The 22,864-nt window shown below is 71.5% G+C and carries 18 protein-coding genes; 9 read left to right on the forward strand and 9 right to left on the reverse strand.

What is annotated here, in order from left to right; all coding sequences use genetic code 11:
* Positions 1-15: 15 nt before the first annotated feature.
* The 9 genes from BLQ91_RS36430 to BLQ91_RS36470 all read left to right on the forward strand — a co-directional run bounded on the left by BLQ91_RS36430 (position 16) and on the right by BLQ91_RS36470 (position 7,855).
* Complete coding sequence (locus BLQ91_RS36430; RefSeq protein ID WP_090104611.1) at positions 16-930, forward strand: ACP S-malonyltransferase; 915 nt, start codon at positions 16-18, stop codon at positions 928-930.
* On the forward strand, positions 927-1,370 hold the full coding sequence (locus BLQ91_RS36435; RefSeq protein ID WP_090104613.1) for a holo-ACP synthase: 444 nt from the start codon (positions 927-929) through the stop codon (positions 1,368-1,370). The genes BLQ91_RS36430 and BLQ91_RS36435 overlap by 4 nt, the downstream gene beginning before the upstream one ends.
* Positions 1,361-2,209, forward strand: a complete 849-nt coding sequence (locus BLQ91_RS36440; RefSeq protein WP_090104615.1) for an ester cyclase — start codon at positions 1,361-1,363, stop codon at positions 2,207-2,209. Before BLQ91_RS36435 ends, BLQ91_RS36440 begins: the two co-directional genes overlap by 10 nt.
* A gap of 19 nt (positions 2,210-2,228) precedes the next feature.
* Positions 2,229-3,002, forward strand: a complete 774-nt coding sequence (locus BLQ91_RS36445) for an alpha/beta fold hydrolase (protein ID WP_090104617.1) — start codon at positions 2,229-2,231, stop codon at positions 3,000-3,002.
* Positions 2,999-3,514: a holo-ACP synthase gene (locus tag BLQ91_RS36450; protein ID WP_245734198.1), complete on the forward strand. Its 516-nt coding sequence runs from the start codon at positions 2,999-3,001 to the stop codon at positions 3,512-3,514. The genes BLQ91_RS36445 and BLQ91_RS36450 overlap by 4 nt, the downstream gene beginning before the upstream one ends.
* Entirely contained in the window at positions 3,505-4,533 is a 1,029-nt protein-coding gene (locus tag BLQ91_RS36455) for a right-handed parallel beta-helix repeat-containing protein (protein ID WP_090104619.1), read from the forward strand. The genes BLQ91_RS36450 and BLQ91_RS36455 overlap by 10 nt, the downstream gene beginning before the upstream one ends.
* A 13-nt stretch (positions 4,534-4,546) precedes the next feature.
* A complete protein-coding gene (locus BLQ91_RS36460; protein ID WP_090104621.1) occupies positions 4,547-5,485 on the forward strand; it encodes an ABC transporter ATP-binding protein in 939 nt (312 codons plus the stop codon).
* A gap of 64 nt (positions 5,486-5,549) precedes the next feature.
* Entirely contained in the window at positions 5,550-6,710 is a 1,161-nt protein-coding gene (locus BLQ91_RS36465; RefSeq protein WP_090104671.1) for an ABC transporter permease, read from the forward strand.
* A complete protein-coding gene (locus tag BLQ91_RS36470; RefSeq protein WP_090104623.1) occupies positions 6,707-7,855 on the forward strand; it encodes an ABC transporter permease in 1,149 nt (382 codons plus the stop codon). Before BLQ91_RS36465 ends, BLQ91_RS36470 begins: the two co-directional genes overlap by 4 nt.
* 397 nt (positions 7,856-8,252) lie before the next feature.
* Here BLQ91_RS36470 and BLQ91_RS36475 read toward each other — a convergent pair whose 3' ends face one another.
* The 9 genes from BLQ91_RS36475 to BLQ91_RS36515 form a co-directional block, all read right to left on the reverse strand.
* Entirely contained in the window at positions 8,253-11,735 is a 3,483-nt protein-coding gene (locus BLQ91_RS36475; protein ID WP_090104625.1) for a hypothetical protein, read from the reverse strand.
* Positions 11,732-13,450, reverse strand: coding sequence for a toll/interleukin-1 receptor domain-containing protein (locus BLQ91_RS36480; protein ID WP_090104627.1), 1,719 nt, complete (start codon positions 13,448-13,450; stop codon positions 11,732-11,734). The genes BLQ91_RS36475 and BLQ91_RS36480 overlap by 4 nt, the downstream gene beginning before the upstream one ends.
* A gap of 11 nt (positions 13,451-13,461) precedes the next feature.
* Complete coding sequence (locus BLQ91_RS36485) at positions 13,462-15,099, reverse strand: tetratricopeptide repeat protein (protein ID WP_090104629.1); 1,638 nt, start codon at positions 15,097-15,099, stop codon at positions 13,462-13,464.
* Positions 15,096-15,302: a hypothetical protein gene (locus BLQ91_RS36490; RefSeq protein WP_053732896.1), complete on the reverse strand. Its 207-nt coding sequence runs from the start codon at positions 15,300-15,302 to the stop codon at positions 15,096-15,098. Before BLQ91_RS36490 ends, BLQ91_RS36485 begins: the two co-directional genes overlap by 4 nt.
* Positions 15,292-16,926, reverse strand: coding sequence for an ATP-binding protein (locus tag BLQ91_RS41875; RefSeq protein ID WP_090104631.1), 1,635 nt, complete (start codon positions 16,924-16,926; stop codon positions 15,292-15,294). Before BLQ91_RS41875 ends, BLQ91_RS36490 begins: the two co-directional genes overlap by 11 nt.
* Complete coding sequence (locus BLQ91_RS36500) at positions 16,923-18,410, reverse strand: tetratricopeptide repeat protein (protein ID WP_090104632.1); 1,488 nt, start codon at positions 18,408-18,410, stop codon at positions 16,923-16,925. The genes BLQ91_RS41875 and BLQ91_RS36500 overlap by 4 nt, the downstream gene beginning before the upstream one ends.
* Positions 18,391-20,298, reverse strand: a complete 1,908-nt coding sequence (locus BLQ91_RS36505) for an Hsp70 family protein (protein WP_176960151.1) — start codon at positions 20,296-20,298, stop codon at positions 18,391-18,393. Before BLQ91_RS36505 ends, BLQ91_RS36500 begins: the two co-directional genes overlap by 20 nt.
* Before the next feature lie 8 nt (positions 20,299-20,306).
* The gene (locus BLQ91_RS36510) at positions 20,307-20,744 is read right to left on the reverse strand and encodes a hypothetical protein (protein WP_143023004.1); all 438 of its coding nucleotides are present in this window, start codon (positions 20,742-20,744) and stop codon (positions 20,307-20,309) included.
* A gap of 564 nt (positions 20,745-21,308) precedes the next feature.
* Complete coding sequence (locus tag BLQ91_RS36515; protein WP_090104637.1) at positions 21,309-22,862, reverse strand: glycoside hydrolase family 43 protein; 1,554 nt, start codon at positions 22,860-22,862, stop codon at positions 21,309-21,311.
* Positions 22,863-22,864 lie beyond the last annotated feature (2 nt).

Here is a 22,864-nt window from a genome sequence, read left to right on the forward strand (position 1 = left end):
ACTGGAGGTGCGCAGGTGATCGGCTTCGTGTTCCCCGGCCAGGGAACGGTCCGGATCGGCATGGGCGGCTGGCTGCGCCGCGACCCGGTGGGCGCGGCGGTGGTCGCGCGCGCCGACAAGCTGCTGCCCGAGCCGGTGTCGGAGCTGTGCGCCCGCGGGCCGCTGGACAAGCTCGTCGACACCCTGCACGCGCAGCCCGCCGTGACCGCGTGCAACCTCGCCGCGCTCGCGGTCCTGCGGGAACGCGGCGTGGCGCCGGACGTCGTCGCCGGGCACAGCGTCGGTGAGATCAGCGCGTTGTGCGCGGCGGGCGTGCTGGACGTCGACACCGCACTGCACCTGGTCGCCGTCCGCGCCCGGCTCATGGCCGAGCTGCCCGGCACCGGTGGCATGACGGCCGTGCTGGGGCTGACGCCGCAGCGGGTGGAGGAACTGGCCGCCGAGGCCGCCGGGCCGGCTGAGCCGCTGGTCGTCGGCCTGGAGAACGCGCCGGACCACACCGTGGTCTCCGGCGCGACCGCCGCCGTCGAGCGGCTCGTCGCGCTGGCCGGAGCGGCCGGCGCCCGCAAGGTGGTGGCGCTCAAGGTGAGCAACGCGTTCCACTCGCCGCTGATGGCGGGCGCGCTGGACGGCTGGGCCGAGGCGGTGCGCGCGACACCGATGCGCTCGCCGCGCGTCCCGGTGGTCCCGAACGCGACCGCCGAACCCACCACGGACCTCCCGACCATCGTGGACGCGCTGATCGCGCAGCTCACGGAGCGGGTGCGGTGGACGGAAACCATGCGCGTGCTCGCCGATGCGGAGACCCTGGTCGAGGTCGGCGACAGCAAGGTGCTCGCCGGCCTGCTCCGCGGCGTCGGCTCGAGCTGCGTCAGCATGGCCGACCCGGCCGCCGTGCGCAGGCTGCGCCGCCCGGAGCCCGCGGCATGACCAGGTGGGGCAGCGCCGCGGTCGCCTTCGGCGGGCTGACCGCACCGTGGCAGCTGGTCGAGCCGATGCCGCTGGAGGTCGTGTTCACCCGCCCGGAACGGCTGCGGTCCGGCGCCGGCCGCACCCTGCAGCACTGGGCGGGCCGGCTCGCGGCCAAGTACGCCGTGCTGCGCCTGCTGGACGAGCCCGTGACCGCGGAGCACCTGGGGGCGGTGGAGGTGCTCCCCCTGCCCGCTCCCCTCTGCAGCCGCACGGCGGCCTGCCTGCACGGCCACCCGCCGGGCGTGCGCCTGATCGGCCCGCTGGACGGGCGGGAGGCGGCGGGCACCCGCGTCCGCGTCTCCGTCAGCCACACCGCCGACCTCGCGTTCGCGGTGGCGCTGACCGCGGCCCGGCTGCCCGAGGACCACGACCTGGAAGCGGTGACCGCATGGACCTGATCGAGACCGCCGCGCGGTGGGCCGCGGCCTGGCACGCGCGCGACGCCACCGCCGTCGCGGACGCGGTGGCGGACTTCGCCGACCCGGACACCCCGGAACCGGTGGGGGGCGCGGACCTCGTCGCGCACGTCGAGGCCGTGCTGACCCGGTTCCCGGACTTGACGCTCGACTTCGCACCGGCCGCCGACGCGGGCGGCACCGCCGTGCTCGCCTGGACCCTGACCGGCACGCACCGCGCCCCCTACCTCGGGATACCGGGCACGGGCGGTGCGGCGCGGGTGGACGGCGTGGACGTGCTGACCGTCGAGGACGGCGCGGTGCGCGTGCGCCGCCACTTCGACCGGGTCGCCCTGGCCTCGTCGCTCGGCCACACGGCACGCTTCCTCCTCAGCCGCGACGAGGTGCAGGAGTACGGCATCAGCGCACGCACCACGATGGACAGGACCGACTACCCGCGGGTGCTGACGTTCACCTACCTGGACGTCCGCGACGAGGTCGAGGGCGCGGAGGTCGACCTGCTCAGCACCGAGGTGGTCAAGTCGTTGCGCGCCTCCAAGGGTTTCCTCGGCGTGAGCACGTTCGAGATCGGCACCCGCAAGTACACGATCAGCGCCTTCGACCGCCCGGAGTCGATCCGCGCCGTGCACGCCCGGCCGCACCAGCGGTCCCTGCGGAAGTTCTTCCGCGGCGGCCTGTGCACCGGGGCGTACACCAGCGTGTGGGTGCTGGAGCGCGAAACCCTGCACCTGCGCTGCCCCGACTGCGAGGAGATGGTCGACGCGGGCGTGGGCAAGACCTGCGCGTGCGGCACCACCCCGACCCCCGACCCCCTGTTCTGATGACGCCAGGAGCTGCCCGATGACGGTCTTCACCGCCGACCACCGGCCCGCGGCGGGCGGCCGGCCGCTGGTGGTCTTCATGTCCGCCCTGTTCGCGGGCGGCTGGATCTGGGACCACCCGTTCGCCGCCCTCGCCGACGCCGGGTGGCCGGTGCTGCGCACCGAGGAGCCCATCTGCGGGGTGGACGCGAAGATCGCGGGTTCCATCGAACGCCTCGGGGACGCCCTGATGGAGTCCGTGGACGCGGTCGGCGCGGACCAGGTGGTGGTCTGCGCGAACTCCCTGGGAGGCCTGGTCGCCATCGACCTCGCGGGCCGTTTCCCGAACCGGGTGAGGGCCATCGCGGTCAGCGGCGCTCCCGGCCTGAGCGCCGACCCCGACGTGGGCCTGAACATGGACCGGCGCGGCGACGTGCGGTTGCAGGGCGAGCAGTTCCGCGACCGCATGCTGGCCGCCCTCTTCCACGGCGAACCGCTGTTCACCGACGAGCAGGTCGAGTCGACCGCGCAGCTGCTGCGCCAGGGCTCCGCGATGGTCGCGATGGCCCGCAGCATCCGCGCCACCAGGACCTACCGGGTCGACCCGGCGATGGACAAGGTCACGTGCCCGTCGCTGTACATCTGGGGCCGCCACGACCGCATGACGCCGATCGAGCCGTGGCTCGGACTGGTGCCACAGCACGCGAACACCGAGTTCGTCACCGTGGAGGACTGCGGGCACATCCCGATGATCGAACGCGGCGAGGTCTACACCGCCGAACTGCTGCGGTTCCTCGACGAGGTCACCGGGTGACCGCGCCGCCGATGCTGTTCGGAGTGGACGTGGTCGACGTCGCCAGGGTCACCCGCGCCATGTCCTACAGCGGGCCCGCCTACACCCGGCACGTCGCCTCCCCCGCCGAGCGGGACCTGCACGCCGACCCCGGCCTCGCCACCGCGGCGGCGGTGGCGGTGAAGGAGTGCCTCGTGAAAGCGGTCGGTGGCCGGCCGCGCGGGTTCTCCTGGCACGACTTCGAGGCGTGCGGCGAAGTGCCGCTGCCCGGTGCGGAGTGGGCGGACCCGCTGCTGGCCGCCGCGGTGCCCGAGGTCGAGGCGGCCACCAGGGTCTCGATGACCGAGCGTTGCGTCTACTCCGTGCTGGGTGCCAGCGGTTCGGCCGCCCTGGCCCGGCTGACCGAGCGAACCGCGGCCCCCGGCGAAGGCGCCACCGTCGTGGGCATGGCCCGCTGGGGTTTTCGCGGTGACCTGATCGTCGCCCTTGCCATACTGATCACCATGCCGAGAGGAGCGCTGCGATGTCCGTGACCGAGGTCAGGACCGAAGTTCGCATTCGACCGGGGGATTCCGTTCAGGAAGCGCTCGACACCTGCGCACCGGGCACGGTGCTGCGCCTGGCCGAAGGGACCTACGAGGGCAGCCTGGTGGTCGGCCGCCCGGACGTCGCGCTCGTCGGCGCGGGCGCGGGCCGCACGGTGATCGTGCCCGGCGCCGTCGCGCCCAGCGCTGTGCCGGCGTTGCACGACGCCCCCGCCGACGTGGTCAGCGGCATCACCGTGCACGACGTGTCCGGTGTGACCGTCGAAGGCCTGACCGTGCGCGGCTTCTCCGGGGCGGGCGTCTACGCGCACACCGCCACCGAGCTGAGGCTCGTCGACGTCGAGTCGATCGGCAACGCGGTGTGGGGCCTGTACGTGCGCGAGTCGGCCGTGGTGGAGGTGCTGCGCTGCCGCGCGGAAGGCAGCCAGTACGGCGGCATCGCGCTGGCGTTCTGCCCGGTCGCCGACGCACTGGTCGCCGACAGCGAGAGCACCGCCAACGCCTTCGGCGTGTTCGTCGACAACTCCAGCCGCGCGCGGGTGCTGCGCAACCGCTGCCACGGCAACGCGGCGGGCGTGCTGCTGCTGCACCAGACCTACGAGGGTGAGCTGCCCGGCGGCGTCGCCGACGTGCTCGTCGCGGACAACGACATCACCGGCAACACCCTGGCCTCCGGTGGCGACGAGCCCGGCGTGCTGGGTTTCGCCGGGCCGCCGATGTCCGGCGTCGGCATCGCCGCCATCGGCGTCCAGCGCGTTTCGGTCGTCGGCAACCGGTTGCACGGCAACGAACCCACGGGTCCGTCGGTCATGGGCGCCGCGCTGGTGCTGGCCTCGTCGGCGGACTGGGGTGGCTCCGACTCGGTCGATAACTCCTTCGAGTGGAACACCATCACCGGCAACAGCCCGTTCGACGTGCAGATCGGCACCGACCCCGGCAACCAGCGCTTCCGCAACAACGTGGTGGGCGCCTCCCAGCCAGAGCTGATCGACGGGTGCGGATCTTGATCGAGAGGACGACATGACGCCTGCGCTGGTGTGCGAGCGCCTGGTCAAGCGCTACGGCGACAAGACTGTGGTGGACCGGGTCGGCTTCCACATCGACGAGGGGGAGGCGTACGGGTTGCTCGGCCCCAACGGGGCCGGCAAGACCACGACCATCTCCATGCTCGTCGGGCTGCTGCGCCCGGACGAGGGTTCGGTGCGGGTCGGTGGCATCGACGTCGACGAGGACCCGGTCGCGGCCAAGCGGCTCATCGGGTACGTGCCGCAGGAGATCGCGTTGTACCCGGAGCTGACCGCCCGGGAGAACCTGCGCTACTTCGGCAGGCTCTACGGCCTGCCGCGGCGTGAGCTGACCTCGCGCATCGGCGAGGTGCTCGACCTGGTCGGCCTGACCGGTCGTGGCGACGACAAGGTGGACACCTACTCCGGCGGCATGAAGCGGCGCACCAACATCGCCGTGGCCCTGCTGCACCGGCCGCGCCTGCTCATCCTCGACGAGCCGACGGTCGGGGTCGATCCGCAGAGCCGCGTCGCCATCCTGGACCGGGTCGAGGCGCTGGTCGGCGAGGGCATGAGCCTGCTCTACACCTCCCACTACATGGAGGAGGTGGAGCGGGTGTGCACGCGGGTCGGGATCATCGACCAGGGCCGCGTGGTCGCCGACGGGACCAAACGCGAACTGGTCGCCGAACTGGGCGGCACGGACCGCGTGGAGCTGACGCTCGACGGCGACGTCACCGCGGCGTCCGAGAAGCTGCGCGCTGTGGAAGGTGTGTCCGAGGCGGTGGTCACCGGGTCGTCGTCGATCCGGTTGCTCGTCGCCGGCGGACGGCACCTGCTGCCCGCACTGCTGGCCGCCGTGGGCGACGCGGGCGCGGTGACCGGTGTCGAGGTCGTCGAGCCCGACCTCGAAGCGGCGTTCTTGCACCTCACCGGCAGCACCCTGCGGGACTGACGCGGACCGAGCTAGGGATTGGCGAAAAACCTTGGGGAAGAGCACTTTGCGTGCCCTGCTGGTCGTGGCCGGCCATGAGTTGCGGTCGCGGCTGCGGGACGGCACCGCGCCGCTGATAGCGCTCGTCGCGCCGATCCTGCTCGCGACCCTGTTCGGGTTGGCGCTGGGCGGTGACGACGACCCGCCGCTCAAGGCGACCATCGGCGTGGTCGACCTCGACGGTGGCGAGTTCCCGGCCAGCGTGCAGCGCGAAGCGCTGAACACCGACGAGTTGAAGGGCGTGCTGACCTTCCGCCAGTACCCGGACGAGGCCGCGGCGCGCAGCGCGGTCGACGGCGGCGAGACGGGGGCGGCCCTGGTGTTCCCCGCCGGGTTCAGCGAGGGCGTCGGCGCGGGCCGCGGCGGGAAGGTGTCCGTCCTGGAGTCGCCCCAGTCGCCCCTGGCGGGTGTGGTGGCGCGCAGCATGGTCGACCGGATCTCGGCCCTGGTCGAGGCCAGGACGCTGGCCGTGCGCGCCTCGCTGGAGGCGGGCGTGCCCGCGGACCGGGTGCAGCTGTTCGTCGAGGAGAACGGCGCGGCCGGGCCGGCGCTGTCACTGGTCGGCGACCCGGTCGCGGGCGGCCGGGTGGACCTGGCGGTGCACTACGGCGCCGGCATGGCGGTGATGTTCGCGTTCTTCGTCGTCGGCACCACGGCCCGCAGCCTGCTCGTCGAGCGGCAGAACAGCACGCTCGACCGGATGCGCGCCGCGCCGGTGCCGCTGTGGACGGCGCTGGTGGGCAAGAGCGCGGTCGGGTTCGGGCTGGCGCTGTTCAGCATGTGCGCGACCTGGCTGTCGTCCGTGCTCGTCTTCGGCGCGAGCTGGGGCGACCCGCTCGGCGTGTTCCCGCTGCTGCTGGCGCACGTGTTCGCGGCGACCGCGATCGTGATGCTCGTGGCCAGCCGCGCGAAGACCGATGCGCAGGCCGACGGTTACACGCTCGGTGTGGCGTTCGTGTTCGCGTTCCTGGGCGGCAGCATCGTTCCCGTCTACAACCTGCCCGAGTGGCTGCGTGGCATCTCGCTGATCACGCCCAACGGCTGGGTGTCGGCGGGCCTGTCGGAGCTGGCGGGCACCGGCGCCGGGCCGTCCGCCGTGCTCGTGCCGATCGCCGTGGTCACCGGCATCGGCGTCGTCGCGGGCACGGTGGCGTTGCTCGGCTTCCGCAAGGGCAGGTTCGCATGAGGCCCCGTCCCGTCACCGCGCTGGTGCTGGCCAACCTGAAGCGCCAGCTGCGCGACAAGGTCGGCATGTTCTTCATCGTCGTCATGCCGTTCGTGACGATCGTGTTCGTCGGCATGGCCCTGGGTGGCGACGCGGCGGACGCGAAGCTGCCGGTGGCCGTGGTCGCCGACACCTCCGACCCGGTGTCGGCGGCCGTGGTCGCCGAACTGGAGTCCGACGAGGCGCTGGAGGTGCGGCGCGCGGGGTCCGCGGACGAGGTCCGCGACGGCGTCCGCCAGGGCGAGCTGGCCGCGGGGTTGGTCGTGACACCGGGCGACACCACCCTCGAACTGGTCATGACCCAGACCAGCGGCAGTGGCATGGCCGCGCGCAGCGAGATCGACGTGGCGGTCGGCAGGGTGGCCGCGGTGCTGGAGGCGACCCGCGCGGCGCGGGCGGCGGGCGCGTCACCGGACCGGGCCGACGAGTACGTGCGCAAGGCGAGGGAGGAGTCGGTGGCGGTCACCGTCACCTCGACGGGGGGCGAGGAGCCCGCCAAGCCGACCGGCTTCGCCTACACCGCGCCCGCGAACCTGCTGCTGTTCACGTTCGTCAACTCGATGGCCGTCGCCGCCGCGCTGGTCGAGAGCCGCCGCATCGGCATGGTCCGCCGCTCCCTGGCCGCACCGGTGCGGCGGAGCCAGGTGCTGCTGGGTGAGGCGTTGAGCCGGTTCGCGGTAGCGCTCGCGCAGTCCCTGCTGATCATCGGGGTGAGCCGGCTCCTGTTCGACGTGCGGTGGGGCGACCCGCTGGGCGTGGGGGTGGTCGTCGCGCTGTTCTGCCTGATCGCCACGGGTGCCGCGATGCTGGTCGGCGCCTTGGTGCGCTCGCCGCAGCAGGCTCCCGCCATCGGTCCCCCGGTCGGCATCGTGCTGGGCATGCTGGGTGGCTGCCTGTGGCCGCGCGAGGTGGCCGGCGAGACGCTGGGCACGATCGGCTACCTGTTCCCGCACTCGTGGGCGATGGACGCGCTGCTCACGCTGTCCCGTCCGTCGGCAGGGCTGGGATCGGTTCTGGTCGAGGCCGGGGTGCTGGCGGGCATGGCGGTGGTGACGCTCGGCGTCGCGCTGGTGGTGTTCCAGCGGCGGGCGCTGGCGACTGTCTAGGCGGACGGACCACACCACGCGCGTTGAGCCCACGCGCCAACGACGCCACCGTCCTGCACGGTCATGCCTGTGCGTGCCGAGAACTACGTCCATGCAGGTCAAGCCGCATGGCGATACTCGCGGATGACTCCGCCGGGACGATCTTGCCGATCCGAGGTGAGGCGTTCGATCTGATCCGGTTCGAGAGGCTGTGACCGGACCCGCAAGGGCGCCGCGCCAGCGAGTGATCGGTGGGTGCGGTGCTCGTCGTGGTGTCGCTCGCACTCACCGCGCACCATGGACCGATCGGATTCCAGGCCAGCCTGCGATCCAACAGTTCGCTGCGAAAAGTCTTGGCCCAGTTGACGAACTTGGCGACGAAAGATCGAATGGCTGGAGTTGTTGGCAGGCACAGCGCTCAGCGGACCTTCGCGGCGATCTTCTGAACCTCCTCGAACCGGGACTTGTCCGTCAGCGCGTGGTAGTCGTCAGCCGGGTCGCGGTCCAGCAACGCGGAGGCGTGGCTGGCGCATTCGGTTCGCAGGCGCGTCAGTTCGTCGCGAAGGGCTTCGCGGCGTGCGCCGAACGTTGCGCGCATGGCGGTGCGGACCGAGACCGCGTGCTGGTAGAGCAGTTGGGTGAGCTGGTAGCGGGCGTGGGAGTTGTCCTTGTCGTCGCGCAGCAGCTGGCGGAGGTCTTTGGCCAGTGAGTCCGGGTCCACCTCGCCGGGACGGCGCCGGTGTTTGGCGATTGTCACCTCGACCACGAGCTGGCGGCGAGCGTCACCGGCGTCGAGGGACGACATCTCGCCGAAGTCTTCGCCGATCTCCATGTTCGTGGGCAGAGGACCGTCCCACTGCATCCAGCGGCGGTACACCGTGGTCATCAGCCGGTGCACGTCCTCCAGGTGTTTGCCCCTGGCTGCGAGCCTTCGCAGCCGGGTGCGGGCGTCCGCGAAGTCGTCGCACTGGATGGAGAGGCGCACGTACGGCAGCGAGTCGCGGGGGACGCAGGCGGCGCGGGCTTCGGCGAGCAGAGGTCGTGCCCGGAGTTGCTCGTCCACCGCGTTCAGGAGCTCGCCGAGCATGGCGGCCGGGCCTGCGGCACCGCGCAGGCGGGTGATCCAGTGCTCCATGGCGGGCAACGCCGCCAGCACCGCGTGCCGGACCTCGTGGTCCGGGGCGTCGTTGTTCAGGAGGCCGAGTGCGTGTTCCACCGACGGCAGGTAGACCGTGTGCGGGTCGTCCAGCAGGTCGAGGTAGCGCTCGGGTGCGTCGTTGCGGTGCCAGGAGCGGCAGAGGCGCTGGTAGCGGCGGGGGAAGTCGGCCGAGGAGTCGAGCCTGTTCTCGGCGGCGCGGAAGATGCGTTCGACGGCGAACCGGGCGGCGAGCTCGGACAGGTCGTTGAGCTGCCTGAGGTACGTGGACGGCGCGCCGAGTCGCAGGACTGCCTTGCGCACGGTTTCGTCGGCCGGGTCCAGCCGCAGCTCGTCGAGCAGGCGCAGGCTGGTGAGGATCTCGCCGGAGGTTTCGGTGACGGGCCAGTCGTCCGCGCCGAGCAACTCGTTGGCAATGCGTGACTTCCACCGGACGCGTTCATGCGTCCAGGCGACGTGCGCCGCCTCCTCGTCCTGATCGGTCGCCTCACGCACGCGGCTGCCGGGGTTGCAGGCGGCTTGGTGTGCTGCTTGGAATGCGGTGCGGCACAGCTCTTCGAATGGTGCGCGCACGCGTTTCGGCAGCGGGGCGCAGGCGGTCGCGACGAGGTCCAGACGGGCGTCGAACGCCTCGTCGAGCTGAGAACGCCGCACCGACCGTGTGACACCGAGGCGCAGCGCCGGGCCGCGGTACGACAGCGCGCGGTTGAGCTCCTCGAGGCGCAGGTGGGCGATGGCGAGTGCTACCCGCGCCGGGCTGGTCAGCTCGGCGGGGACACCGCGCGGCGGCGGGTTGGGCGTGCCGTCGTCGGCCTGCCTGCCGCACAACGCCGCCGTGCCGAACGAACCCGCCAGCACGCGGTGGATGTCGGCCCGCTCGGCCGCGCCCCGCGCCGGCGTGCCCGCGAGCAGCGCCTCCCCGTAGAGGGCCTCGAGGTACCGGTTCCAGGACTGGGTCGCCGCGGCCACGTCGCCTGCCGCCGTGTGTGCGACCGCGAGGTTGTGCAGAACCGCCGTGGACATCGGGTTTTCGGTGAGCATCGCCTGCCAGTGCCTGCGAGCCGGCGTGTGCACACCCATCCGGTGCAGTGACTCGGCGAGGCGGCCGTTCAGGTGGGACCGCAGCAGCACGAGCGCGGAGCGGCGGCTCAGTGACGGTGGATACGCGTCGAGCGACCTCCAGGCATGAGCGATGTTGTCTGCGAGAGCGCGGTCGACCGCTGCCACCGCGGCGGCGACTCTCTCCCGAGGATCGCCGGACCGCGCAGGAGACGGGGCCGGCTCGGTCCGAGGCGGGATCGGCTCGGCTTGGGGCGCGGGAGCGAAGGACTCGAGTTCCGCATCGATCTCGGCAACACCCGCCGACGGCGGCACCGCGTCCGACACCTCGCACGAGTGCAGTCTTTTCCGGATCTTGCTGAGGTGACCGTTCAGCGGGCTCGGCGCCTGCAACGCCTTCTTGCAGTCTTCGAAGCGGTCACTGAAATCCGCGGAGCGAGCGCGGTCCGCCGTGCTCTGGACGAACTTCTCCAGTTCCCGCACCCGTTCGGTGCAGATGTGGTCGAGCCGTTTCGCGGTGCGGGCCAGCACCGCGTGATCCGCACGGATCCGGGCCGCGTCCGCCAGTTCGGCGCGGACGAGCGATTTGGCGATGGCGTTCGCGTTCTTCTTCAGCCGCCCGAGCGTTTCGGCGTCCCGTTCGAACCCCGCCAGCGTCACGTCCGGATCGGCCTCCGCCGCCTTCTCCGTCACGACGTCGGCTGGCGTCTTCGGCGGTGTGGCCGTGGTGATGGCCCGCAGCGCGGACGCCATCGCGTCGAGGTGGACCGCCGGGTCGCCGCCGACGAACCGCCGTGCCGCCACGTAGGCGCTCAGGTTCGGCACCTGCAGCGGCCGCCACAGCAGCCGCCGCTGGTGGACGAGCGCGACGAGCAGATCGGGCAGCTCCCGCCGTTCGAGACACTCGGCGAGGCGTGCGGGCACCGCCTCCTCGCCGGCCTCGAACAGCTCGCACACCAGGTCCAGCACGCGCCGGGCCGGGCCGTCCCCCAACGGTGCCGCGAGCCTGCGGATCGTCGCGGGCGGATACCCGTGCACCAGCCACTGCACGGCCGACACCGCGAACGCCGCGGCACCGCCCACCCTCCGCTCAGCGAGCTCGGCGATCCACCGCAGGTCCTCGGCGATCACGTCCCGGCCGCGCTCACCCGCGGGCCTGCGCAGCACCCGTTCCGCGGTGATGTCGTGGATCCCTGACCAACGGGACTTGCCGGGACGCAACAACGACGCCGGCGCCGTGCTGTCCAGGTCCCTGCCCTCACGAACGGCCGATGTGATCTCATCGACCCGTTGCCGCTCCTCGCCTTCGTAGGATGGGTCGCCGACGCGCTGCTCGTGCAGGCCCTGGTGGACGATCGACAGGTGCGCCCAGACGCGGTGGTTGGCTGGAGCGAGCTCGGCCGCCGCGGTCAGCCAGCTCACCGCGGCGTCGAGCCGTCCGTGCCGCAGGTGGATCAGGCCGACGTGGTAAGGGTGCTTGGGGTTGACCGGATCGACGCGGTGGGCTGTCGCCAGCAACGACAGCGCCTCCTCCGGCGGCGTGGCGGGGTGCACGGCCAGCCGGAAGCACGCCTCCGCCAACGCGTCCCGCTCGTCGGTGCCCAGCCCGGCGCCCTGCTCGCGGCGGGCCAGCAGCTTCTCCGCGATCGGGCGCAGCACCTCCGGCCGGTTCTCGAGCGAGGTCACGGCTGTTCCTCCGCGCCGGTGCCGAGCTCGTCGACCGGCAGGACCAGCGTGCCCCTGCCGTCCGATGTCGCCGCGAGGCGCCCGTCCGGCGAGATCGCGAGCGGGTGGGCCGAGGTGACCTCGATGCGGCCGTCCTGCATCAGCACGTGCGAGCCGTCCGGGTACTCGAACACGACCAGCCTGCCGTCCCGGGACGCGCACACGATGCGGGCGCCGGGCACCGTGCGGAAACCCAGGTGCACGCCCAGTTCCGCGTCGAAGCAGACACCGAGGCCCTCGCCGTCGAGCACGATCGACAGGTCCGGCCCGACCAGCGCGTCGGCGAGCTGCGTGACCGGCAGGTCCACGACGAGCGGGCGCTCGAATCCGCTGTCGAGGCGGTAGACGTGGTGCTCGCCCGCGATCAGCGTGTACCCCGGTTCGTGGTGGATGCCGAGCAAGAGGCGTTCCAACGCGTACTCGGCCTTGACGTGCCCCTGGTCGTATACGGTCAGGACGCCCTCCAGATCACCGACGAGCAGCCGCCCGTCGCCGTCGACCTCGAGCAGCTGCACACCCTCGCGATGGTCGAGCACGGTCTCGGGTTCCGCGCTCGCCAGTGACCAGACGGAGCCGCTCCACATGCCGACGAGCAGCGTGTCGCCGTGGAACACCAACGCTCCCGGCACGGTGAGGCCGGGCGCACGAGCGAGATCGGCCGTGCGAGTGCTCCCGTCCGGTGCGGCCACCACGACGCGGCCCGTCCAGTCGGCGACCGCCACCCGGTCGCGTCCGCGCGCCCACAGCCGCGGCCGTCCGGCGAGGCTCGTGACGCCCTGCCTGCGGCCGGGTTCGTCGAGCGAGTGGACGGACAGGTGCAGACCGTCCAGCACCACGATCCGCCGCGCGTCGGGGAAGAACGCCTGACGTCCGCTCGCGGGCAGGCGCGGGTGCACGCGGTCCGGGCCGGCGGGCTGCGGCGCGGGCGGACTCACCTGGATCGGCGCGGTCTCGACGGGTTCGCAGCCGGGTGCCCGCGCGAGCAACCGCACGGACTCGACCGCCCGGCGGAACGACAGGTCGGCGAACGTGGCGGTGCCGTGCACGGTCGGGTGGACGAGCGTGCCGTTGAGACCGGAGTCGGGCGGCACGGTGGTGAGCGTGATCGGCTCACTGCTCTCCAGCACCGTCGTTCCATCGGCGCCGATGACCGACACCCGTACCGTGGGCAGGGTGTGGTTGACCACGGCGCTGGGCAGCGGCCCCTCGAACCGGAGCTGCCTGCGGCTTCGCGCGGGTCGCAGGCCCAGCGCGGTGCGCAGGGTCTCGAACCAGTTCGGGTGAGTGACGGCGACCCAGTTGTACTTGCTGGCGGTGAACCAGATCTTGTCCTTGGCCGCCTCCTCCATCAGCACCGGGATGAACCCGATCTTGCCGGCCTTGTTGAGGTCGACGGCGCGCTGGAGCTCGAACTGGCAGACGTTCTTGGTGAAGTACCGCAACGAGTACAGGGCGACGAAGTACCTGGACCGCGGCAGCGCCGTCTCCAGGTACTCCTCCCAGTCGACGCCGGGCGGGATGCCTTCGCGGTCGACGTCGATGAAGATCCGGGGCGGCACGCCCCGGGACGTGATGCACTTGTGCAGGCCGTCCGCGAGGTCTCTGGCCTTCTGGTAGTCCTCACGCGCGTAGCTGATGAAGACGTCCCACCCGTCGTGGCTCTCGGGCTCGGTCATCTGCTGCCCTTTCACGCGAACCGGTCGACTGCGGTCAAGATGTCCTGGAGCGCCCGGCGCGACCGCGGGTCGGTGGTGGTGCGCAACAGCCGCCTCGCCTCCTGGCCGATGCTCGCGAACTCCGAGCGGTAGACGTCCCGCAACGCCATCACGTCTGCTGGGAAGAGCGGACCGGACCCCAGCGTCTGCGCCACCCTGTTGAAGCGCAGGACCAGCGCGTTGACCTCCACGTTGACCATGGCGCGATCGATCTCCGCCAACCTCTGGGCCACCGCGTCGGCGAGCTTCTGCACGTGCCGCTTGTTCTCCTTCGTGCTGGCCATCGCCTGGAGCCTGGGGATCCGGCCGCGCAGCTCTCCCATGGTGCGGCGCAAGGCGATCAGCTGGGCCTGCGTCGGCGGGTTGCCGACCTTGGCCATGGCGGTGTTGTGCTCGTCGAACGCCGCGTTGATCGCGAAGACCTCCTTCGCCTCCACCGCCCTGCGCAGCAGCGCTTCCGCCTGCGTCAGCCGCGGGTCACGCGCGGCGATCCCGGCCGCGGTGATCGCACGTTCCGGATCCTTGCCCTGCACCAGCAGGCAGAACGCGTACAGGTAGTTGGGCGGCGGGAACGACGGCACGAGGTGCAGGACCTTGGCGAGCACCCGCTCCGCCTCCGCCCAGCGCTCGTCCTCGATCAGACCGAGGGCCTCCTCGCGGTACTGCTCGGCGATCAGCTCGTACAGCCGCATGGCGCGTTCGGGCGAGAGCTTGGGCGGGGGCAACGGTTTCGCGGGCGAACGGCGGGTGCGGAGGAGGCCTTCGACATACGTGTCGAAGTCACGCACCACCTCTGCCTCACGCCAGTCACGATCCAGTCGCCGCAACTCCTTGCGGGTGTGCAGGTACGCGCCGTCGGCGAGAGCACGCACGGCGTTTGTCATCAGCGGTCTCAGTGCCACCGTCTGGAGCGCGTCCGCGAACGCGCGGAGATGGCTCGCGTCGCCCTCGACCACATCGGCTGCGGATCGCGCGGTGCGAAAGGCCGTCGTGTACTCACCGTCCATCGCCTGCATGATCGCCAGCAGGTACGGCGGTTCGGACTCCTCCGGCGCGACCTCGATGAACCGGCCGATCCGCTCGTCCGCGGCGCGCCGGTCGTGGTGCCGGGTGTCGAGGAACGTGCCGATCTCCTGGGGCGTCAGCACGTCGCGCAGCGTGCGGCGGAGTTCGAAAACCTCCGCGTGCAGCTGGGGATCCAGTCGTTCGGTCCGCAACGGCAGGGTGGTCTCCAGCGCCGTCGTCAGGTCGCCGAGCCGGTAGTGGCAGTACGCCTGGAGATACCGCGCCTCGGGGTGACCGGGCGAGATCTCCAGGAACTCCGCGAGCTGCTCCAGCGCGATCTCGTACTCGCCGTCGGCGATGTTGGCGCGAGCGTCCTGGAGCAGGTCGTCGCCGTCGTCGAGCTGGAGCGAGTCCTCGGCGGCGAGCGTCACGAAGTCCGGCAGGAAGACCGTCGGCGGCGCCGTGCGTTCGGTGCGCCGCCGGGTGAACTCCTCCAGTCGCCGGAAGTGCTCGCCGAGGTCCCCGCCGCCGCCGAAGCTCAGCCCCGAGAGGTCGGGGAGCCGAGGCGGCAGGTGCGGGAGCGCCGGAGTGTCGCGTTCGGTCATTCCGGCAGCGCTTCGGGTTCGGGTGCGGAACCGAGCGCGCGTTCGGCGACCGCGCGGCAGAGCAGGTACTCGGCCTCCTGGTCGAGCTTCAGCATCAACGGCAGCGCCGCGGGCAGCGCGGCCTCGTCGAACAGCTGCCGCTCGTCGGTCTCCCGGCGGTACTCGACCGGCGGCAACAGCCCGACCAGCCGGTCACGGTCCACGCTCGGCGGCCGTGTCCACGCGGTTCGGATCCAGCTCAGCGGTGACGGCATGGTCGTCCCATTCCTCCTGCGGCAGCAGGAACTCTCCGGTCGTGATCACCAACTCGTGTTCGCTCTGGTGCAGCGCCTGCGCCTGTGCCGCGAACCCGTCGGCGACCACGTCCAGCTCCTGCAGCCGTTCCCGCAGCCGGACCCGGGCCGGGGCGTCGTCGGGCAGGTCGCGCAGCCGCGGATAGACGATCAGCTCGATGCGCTTGCGCACGGCCTCGATCCGCCGGCGCAACTCCTCCGGCGACGCCGGCCGCGTCGGCAGTGCCAGGTCCTCGCCGAGATCATCGGCGTAGCGGGCGAACTGGTCGCGCAACGAACGCAGCTCCGCCCGGTGCGACGCGGGCACGGCCGGGTCGGCGAGGAACTCGTGCACCAGCCGCAGAAAGCGCGACAGGGCGTCACCCTGCCCACCGAGCGCGCGTTCCTTCTCCACGAGGTGCAGCACCTCGGGAACGATGATGGCCTTGGCGCTCTGCAGGCCCATCCCGCGTTCGAGGATCGCGAGTCCGGTCTCCCGCTGGCCCTCGTTGGCGGCGAAGTAGTACCAGAGCAGTCCTTCGACCAGATAGGCGTCGCCCCACTCCTCGTCGAGTTCCAGCATGAGGTTCAGCCGCTCGGACAGCTCGTGGCGTTCCTCGGAGCTCGGCACCCCGGACAGCTCCGGCCGGTTCGCCCAGCCCCGCAGCAGCAACACCACCCGCAGCAGCGCGACCACCGCCGCCAGCTGCCTGAGGTAGTCCTGGTCCGCGGACGTGTCCTCCGCCTCGCCGGCCCAGTCCCGCCACGCGCGTTGCTTGCGGATCTGCGTCAGCCACCGGTCGAGCTTCCTCGGGTTGGCCGTCTCCCAGTCGCACGCGAGCAGCCCCAGACTCGCCTCGACCCGGCTCTGCCCGCGCTCGTGGGCGCGGTGGCGGGCGGCGTCGAACGCCTCGCGGGCCTCAGCGCGCCGTTGGTCGAAGAACAGGTGGATGCCTTTGAGGACGTGGAGGTTGTCCGCGGCCTTCGGGATCTCTCCGGTCAGAACGCCGAGGTCGCGGACCCGGTCGAAGTGGTGCAGGGCCTCGTCGGTCTCGCGGCGCCGCCAATGCGCACCGGCGAGGTGCAGATGTGACGCGGAGGCGATGAGGCGCGCGCCCGGCCGGTCGGCGAGTGCCGCCTCGTGTTCGCGGTAGAGCTCCACCACGCGTTCGTGGCGTTCCAGCTTGTGCTGCAACCACATCGCGAGGTGAGCGGACGCCGGGTCCTGCCCGGAGGTCGTGGCCAGGCTGTCGACGAGGGTGGCGGCCGACCAGTGGTGCTCGGGCCGGTACGTGCCGAGCATCGCGCGGACGTACGCCTGTGCGAATCTCGTGTCGGCCAAGTCGCCGCCACGCGGGCCCGCGTTCGTCGCCTGGTCGAGCAGCCGGTCGGCCTCCTCCAGCTGTGCCCGCTGGTGCCCGTCACGCGCGAGGATCGCGAGCGCGCGGTGCAACGGTTCACGCCACCGGCTCGGCACGACGACGAAGAAGTGCCAGGCGCCCACCAGGCACACGCCGAGCAGGGCGACGCACACCACGACCAGCACGGCGTTCACGGGTTCCCCTCTTCCTCCTCGAGCTGGTCGAGCAGCAGCTCGTACAACTCGATCGCGGTGATCTCCAGGGACCCGTTGTCCCGCACGCGCTTGAGGCCCTGCCTGATCACGTCACCGACCTGGGCGGCTTCGGCGCGCTTGCCCAGCAGCCAGAACGTGGTGGCGTAGGCGATCATCAGATCGAACCGCCACCACATCAGCGTTTTGCCGTCGTGCAACCATCTGTGCGCGAACGCGTTCGCTTCGCGGACGCGGCCCTCGCGGATGAGGTGGCTCGCCATCGCCGGCGCGTGCTTGGCGCGCAACTCGTGCGGTAGCCGGTGGAACGCGGTCTGCACGGTGGCGTCGAGCCTGCGGGTGAACGAGTCGTCGATCGCGTCGGACAGCAGTGTCTGCACCGTCGCCCACACCTCGCCGATGGCGACGACCGACATCTGTTCCTCGTACGCCTCGACGCGTTCCGGGTCGGCCTCCACCGCGCGGTCGAGCAGCGTGAGCGCTTCGAGCGGTGCGGCCGTGTCCTGGTAGGCGATGGTGGCGGCGAGCACCAGCACGTCGTAGTGCGGGCCGTCGACGAGCACCGCCTGGGCCAGCGAGAGCGCCTGGTCCGGCTCCCCCGCGGCACGCAGCGCCTGCACCGCGGCCACCGGGTCCATGGCGTTCCTCGCACGCTGCAACCGGTCTGCCAGCCACGTGATGTCCGTGCCACCACGCCGGGGTGCGGTCGTGAGCTCGCACAGGTCTTCCAGCACCGCCCGGATCGGGCCGGCCCGCCGCATCCACACCGGCAGCCTGCCGTGCAACCGCTCTCCCCACGGTGCCACCGCGCAGGCCGTGCGGTGCAGCAACCGTGCCGCGTCGGTGTCCGGGCTGGTGCCGAAGCACCGCAACGCGGCGGCCGCCAGCGCGAACACGTCCTCCTCCCGGCCGACCGCGGTCTGTCCGCGGGCGAGGCCGGGGGCGAGGTGCAGCACCCGTTCCGGAGCGCTCAGCAGCTCGGTGAACGACGGCGCGCCCCAGCACGGCAGCGGCAGCAGCCGCGGCCCGCTGTCGGTGAGCACGATGTCGGCGGGCATCGGCACCATGCCCGGCCCGAGCGACTCCCACCAGCCGGGCAACGCGCGCAGCGCGGCGACGACGGCCTCGACGCGCCGGGCAGGATCGGGATCGGCGATGGCGTCGGCGAGGCTGCGCCGGGCATCGGTCTCGTAGCAGACGACCTGGTACCAGCGGCCACCCAGACGTTGCTGGTCGCCCGCCGTGTCGGCGGGCACCACGGCGGCGAGCCCCGCGCGGGGTCCCTCGTGCTGCCAGCGTTTCAGCTCATCACGGTGTTCCGCGCCGAGCTCGACGCCCGGAATCAGCCGGTAGCAGCGTCGCCTGCCCGGCGCCCGGTACAGCGTTCCGCGCCTGCCGACGCCGACGTACTCCGCGTCGAGCTCCTGGGCGATCAGCCCGACGGGCTCATCGCCGGGCGCGGTCATAGGCGTCCTCGAGCCGGTCGGCGAGGTCGTCGAGCCCGGTGCCCGCGCGCACGGCCGAGGTGAACTCGCGCAGCGCGGCGACCAGGTCGTCCGGTGCCTCGCGTCCGGCGGTCCACGCGGTGACCTTGCGGAACAGCCGCCGGAACTCGGCGGGCACCGCGTCGGGATCCACGGTGGGACCGTCGTCGGGCACGTCGACGGGCGGCGGGACCTGGAACGAGAAGGGCTCCGCGCGCTCGACGGGTTCCGCCGCGCCCGGCTCGACCAGCCGCAACAACCGCCGCCTGCTCTCGGCCAGCATGTCGATCTTCCCGATGCTGGTGCTCTGCCGGAACGTCGCCTCGTACTCGCGGCCCGCGTTGACGTGGAACACCTTGACCTCCAGCAACCCGTTCACGTCGAGCTTGAACGTGATGTCGAACTGGTGGTGGCCGGCCTCCCGAGGTTCGATCTTGTCGAGGACGATCGTGCCGACGCGGGTGTTGTCGAAGACCACGGCCGACTCGCCCTGGTAGATCGGCACCTCGACGTTCTCGGAGTCCTTTTGGTTGGTGTAGCGCTTCTCCTTGCGCGTCGGGATCTTCGCGCCGCGCTCGATCAGCGGGTCGAACCTGTTGTCCTGCACGCCGACGCCGAGGGTGTGCTCGGTGATCAACCGGATCTCGAAGTCGTCGGCGTCGGACTGGCGCTCGGCGGTCGGCCGCCTGTTGAGGTCGAAGGAGTCCGACGCCTCGAACCGGCTGGCGAGGATCGCGGCACCCCGCGCGACGAGGGTGTCGGGATCGCCGTCGGCGCGGACGAAGTCGTCGTCCTTCTCGAAGTGGTCGACCAGCATCTCCCGCACGAGCGGGATGCGGGTCGAGCCGCCGACCAGCAGAACGGCGTCGACGTCGAGCGGCGGTTCGTCCGGGCCGCCCTTCGCCATCTCCAGCGCCTCGAGCACCTTCCTGAGCGACCGGTCCAGCGCCGGCTTGATCAACGACTTGAAGGTGGCGCGGTCGAGCTCGACCGGCGCCGTGTCGCCACCGAGGTCGATCGTGGTGGACTCGTGCAGGGAGAGCTCGCGCTTGGCCTTCTCGGCGGCGGCCAGCGCCTGCATGCGCTCGTCCTCGCTCGGGGACGAGCGGCCCAGCTTCTCGTTCAGCCAGTTCGCGATCGCCGCGTCGAAGTCGCCGCCGCCCAGCCGCGCGTCACCGGCGGTGGCGAGCACCGAGACCTGCCGGTCCTCGGTCTCGATGATCGACACGTCGAACGTGCCGCCGCCGAGGTCGAAGACCAGGTAGATCTTGCTCTCCTCCTCGGCGCGGTCCACGCCGTACGCGATCGCCGCCGCGGTGGGCTCCGGGATCAGCTGCCGCGGGTGCAGGCCCGCCAGCAGCGCCGCTTCCTCGGTGGCCTTCTTCTGGCGCTCGGTGAAGTAGGCGGGCACGGTGACCACCGCGTCGTGCACGCCGTGGCCGAGCTCGCGTTCGGCGATCTCCTTCATCCGCATCAGCACCAGCGCGCTGACCTCCTGCGGCCGCAACCACTCGCCGTGCAGCCGGACACGCAGCGGATCGTCCACGCGGAACGAGGTGCCCTTCGCCCCGAACAGCCTGAGCGTCTCCTCGCTGAAGAGCGCGCCCATCTCGCGTTTGATCTCGATGATGGTCTCGCGGCCGCGACCGGGCAGGGACATCGCCTGCTTCGCCGCGGCGCCGACGATCACAGCGCCAACGCCCGGGTCGAAACCGACCACGGAGGGCGTGGTGTCGACCGGCGGGTCGAACGTCCGATCGGGAACGATCACCGCGGTGTCCTCGTCGGTGTCGAACATCGCGATCGCCGAGTACGTCGTACCCAGGTCGATGCCGACGACTCGGTGCAGGTTCGGCTTCTTGTCGTCCATGTTCCCCGTCATCCGTTGATGCGCCCAGGCTGCTGACCGTCGAGCAGGGAAGTCGGGTGGAAGTCCGCGGTGAAGTCCGTCCGGGTCGTGTCGTCCGGGTGGTACACCGCCTCTCCGGCGTCCAACAGGAACCGTTCGAGCTCACGGCGCAGCGCGGCGAGGCTGGTCGCCCGGTCGTCGAAGACCGGATCGCCGGCGGGCTCGAGCCGCAGCAACGGCAACGGCGGGTGTTCCGCGTCGTACGCGGCCCTGTCATCGGGCTTCTCCAGGCTGAGCCCGTGTGCCCGTGCGATCTCCTCGTCGCCGGCGCCGTCAGCCTTCAACCGGGCGATGTACCGGTCGGTCGCCGCGCGGACTTCCGCGGCGGTCGCCTCCGGTGCGATGCCGAGCTGCGTGTAGCGGTTCGCGCGCGGTACGACGAGCGGCAGCCCGAAAAGTGAGGTCACGTCCATGAACTCAAGCTCGATTACGTTTAGCAACGAGACATAACTGGAAGTGAAACCGATAACCGTGCCATCTGGGGCCCCTCCCCCGGTCACTGGTGATCACGATCACATACATGATCGCACAGAGTCACTCATGGCCCCAAACGGAGTTCACGTCTTGATCAGAACAACGGCAAATGCCGTGAGGTGCCAAACAGGGTCCGACAGGTCTGATCTGCGCATCAAGCCGCTGCAGGTTCGTACTTGTTGATCAAGCCGCCGAGTACCTGTCGACGTCGCACGGACTACGGCTGGGCGTTGCGACTGGGTGGGGGTGAGGTGTGGTGTCGCGCTTGATGCGGCAGCCGACGGTTGCAGTGGGACACACAGCGGTTCAGCACTGACTTGAGGTGACGCTCGTTGATGATCAGTCGCGGGCGAAGCCGCGATGATGCCCCACGGGCTACGTCGCCACGGCGAGGGATCGGTGGGTGCGGTGCTGGTTGTAGTGCTGCTCGTGCGCTTGCGGCAGCGTGAGGAACGTCTGCCACCACTCGTCCACGGTGACGAGCCACAACTCCATCGTCAGGAACGACCAGGTTCGTCGAGCGGGCCGTGGTCGAACCAGTCGAACCACGCGGTGCCCTCGGTGGCGTACATGCCGATCACCCGGCCGGTGAAGCCGGTGGCGACCTCCGTGGACAGGTACCTGCCGTCGAGCTCGGCCAGCGGTTCGGGGTCCGTGCCGACGTGGAAGGCGACGAAGTCGGGGGCGGCGACGTGCAGGCCCGACAGCCTCTCCTCCCCCACCGACCACTTCCGGGCGGACCTGGTGGTGATCGCGAGGACCACCGGCCCCGCCGGCACGGTGCGGGTGGCCACGACCTGGCGCAGGGGTCCGATGCGGGCGATCACGCTCGCCTGCCCGCCGGCCACCTCCAGGTCGTAGTGGTGGCCCTCGTCCAGGCGCACCGACAGGCCGGCGCGACCGGCGCCGTGGTCCAGCAGCACCGCGGTCCGGCTCTCGGGGTGCTGCTGACGGCGGCCGACGAAGGTGCAGCCCGGCTGGTCCAACGTGCCGCCGGTGGCGTGCAGGGCGAGCCACCCCTGCCGCTCGGTCAGCGACCACGAGCCGTCCGGGCGCGACCGCGGCGAGATCAGCCGGGGTTCCAGCTCCGGAGCGTCGAAGTCGTCGCGCTGCGGTGCCGGCTCCTGCGGCCGCAGCACGCCCGGCGCCCGCTCCCGCAGGTCGACGGGTCCGACGCGCGGCCAGCCGTCCTCCCACCGGACGGGGGTGAGGAACGTTTCCCGGCCCAGGACGTGGAACTTGGGGCTGTACCCTACCGGGCGGGTGGCCAGCAGGACCATCCACCACTCGCCGTCCGGCGTGGTGACCAGGTCGGCGTGGCCGGTGCTCTGGACCGGGTGGTCGGTGCTGCGGTGCGACAGGATCGGGTTGGCCGGCGCCGACTCCCACGGACCGCGCGGCGAACGGGCGCGCGCCACGGCCACGGTGTGGCCGCGTTCGGTGCCGCCCTCGGCGATCAGCAGGTACCACCACTCGCCGACGCGGTACAGGTGGGGCGCCTCCGGCCACTGCAACCCGGTGCCGGCCCAGGCGGGGAACGGGTCCTCGAGCACCTTTCCGCTCCCGGGGTCGATGCGGGCGATCTGCACACCGGTGAAGGTGGGGCCGTGGGCTCCGGCGAAGGCGCACCAGCAGTTGCCGTCGTCGTCCCACACCAGGTCGGGGTCGATGCCGGGCAGGTTCAGCCACACGGGGTCCGACCAGGGGCCTTCCGGTCGTTCGGCGGTGACGAGGAAGTTGCCGCCCTGCGAGACGTTCGTGGTGATCATCCAGAACCGGCCGTTGTGGTGCCGGATCGTGGGGGCATAGATGCCGTCGGACGCCATCGCGTCGGCCGGCAGCGGCAACTGCTCCGGGCGGTCGAGGACGTTGCCGATCTGCCGCCAGTGCACCAGGTCGCGGCTGTGGAAGATCGGCACGCCCGGGAAGTACTCGAAGCTGGAGCACACCAGGTAGTAGTCCTCGCCGACCCGGCACACGCTGGGGTCGGGGTGGAACCCGGGGATCACGGGGTTGTCGTAGAACGACGTGCCGGAGTTCGGTGAGTTCATGG

Origin of the sequence: Lentzea jiangxiensis, from assembly GCF_900104175.1 — a bacterium.
Classification (GTDB): Bacteria; Actinomycetota; Actinomycetes; order Mycobacteriales; family Pseudonocardiaceae; genus Lentzea; species Lentzea jiangxiensis.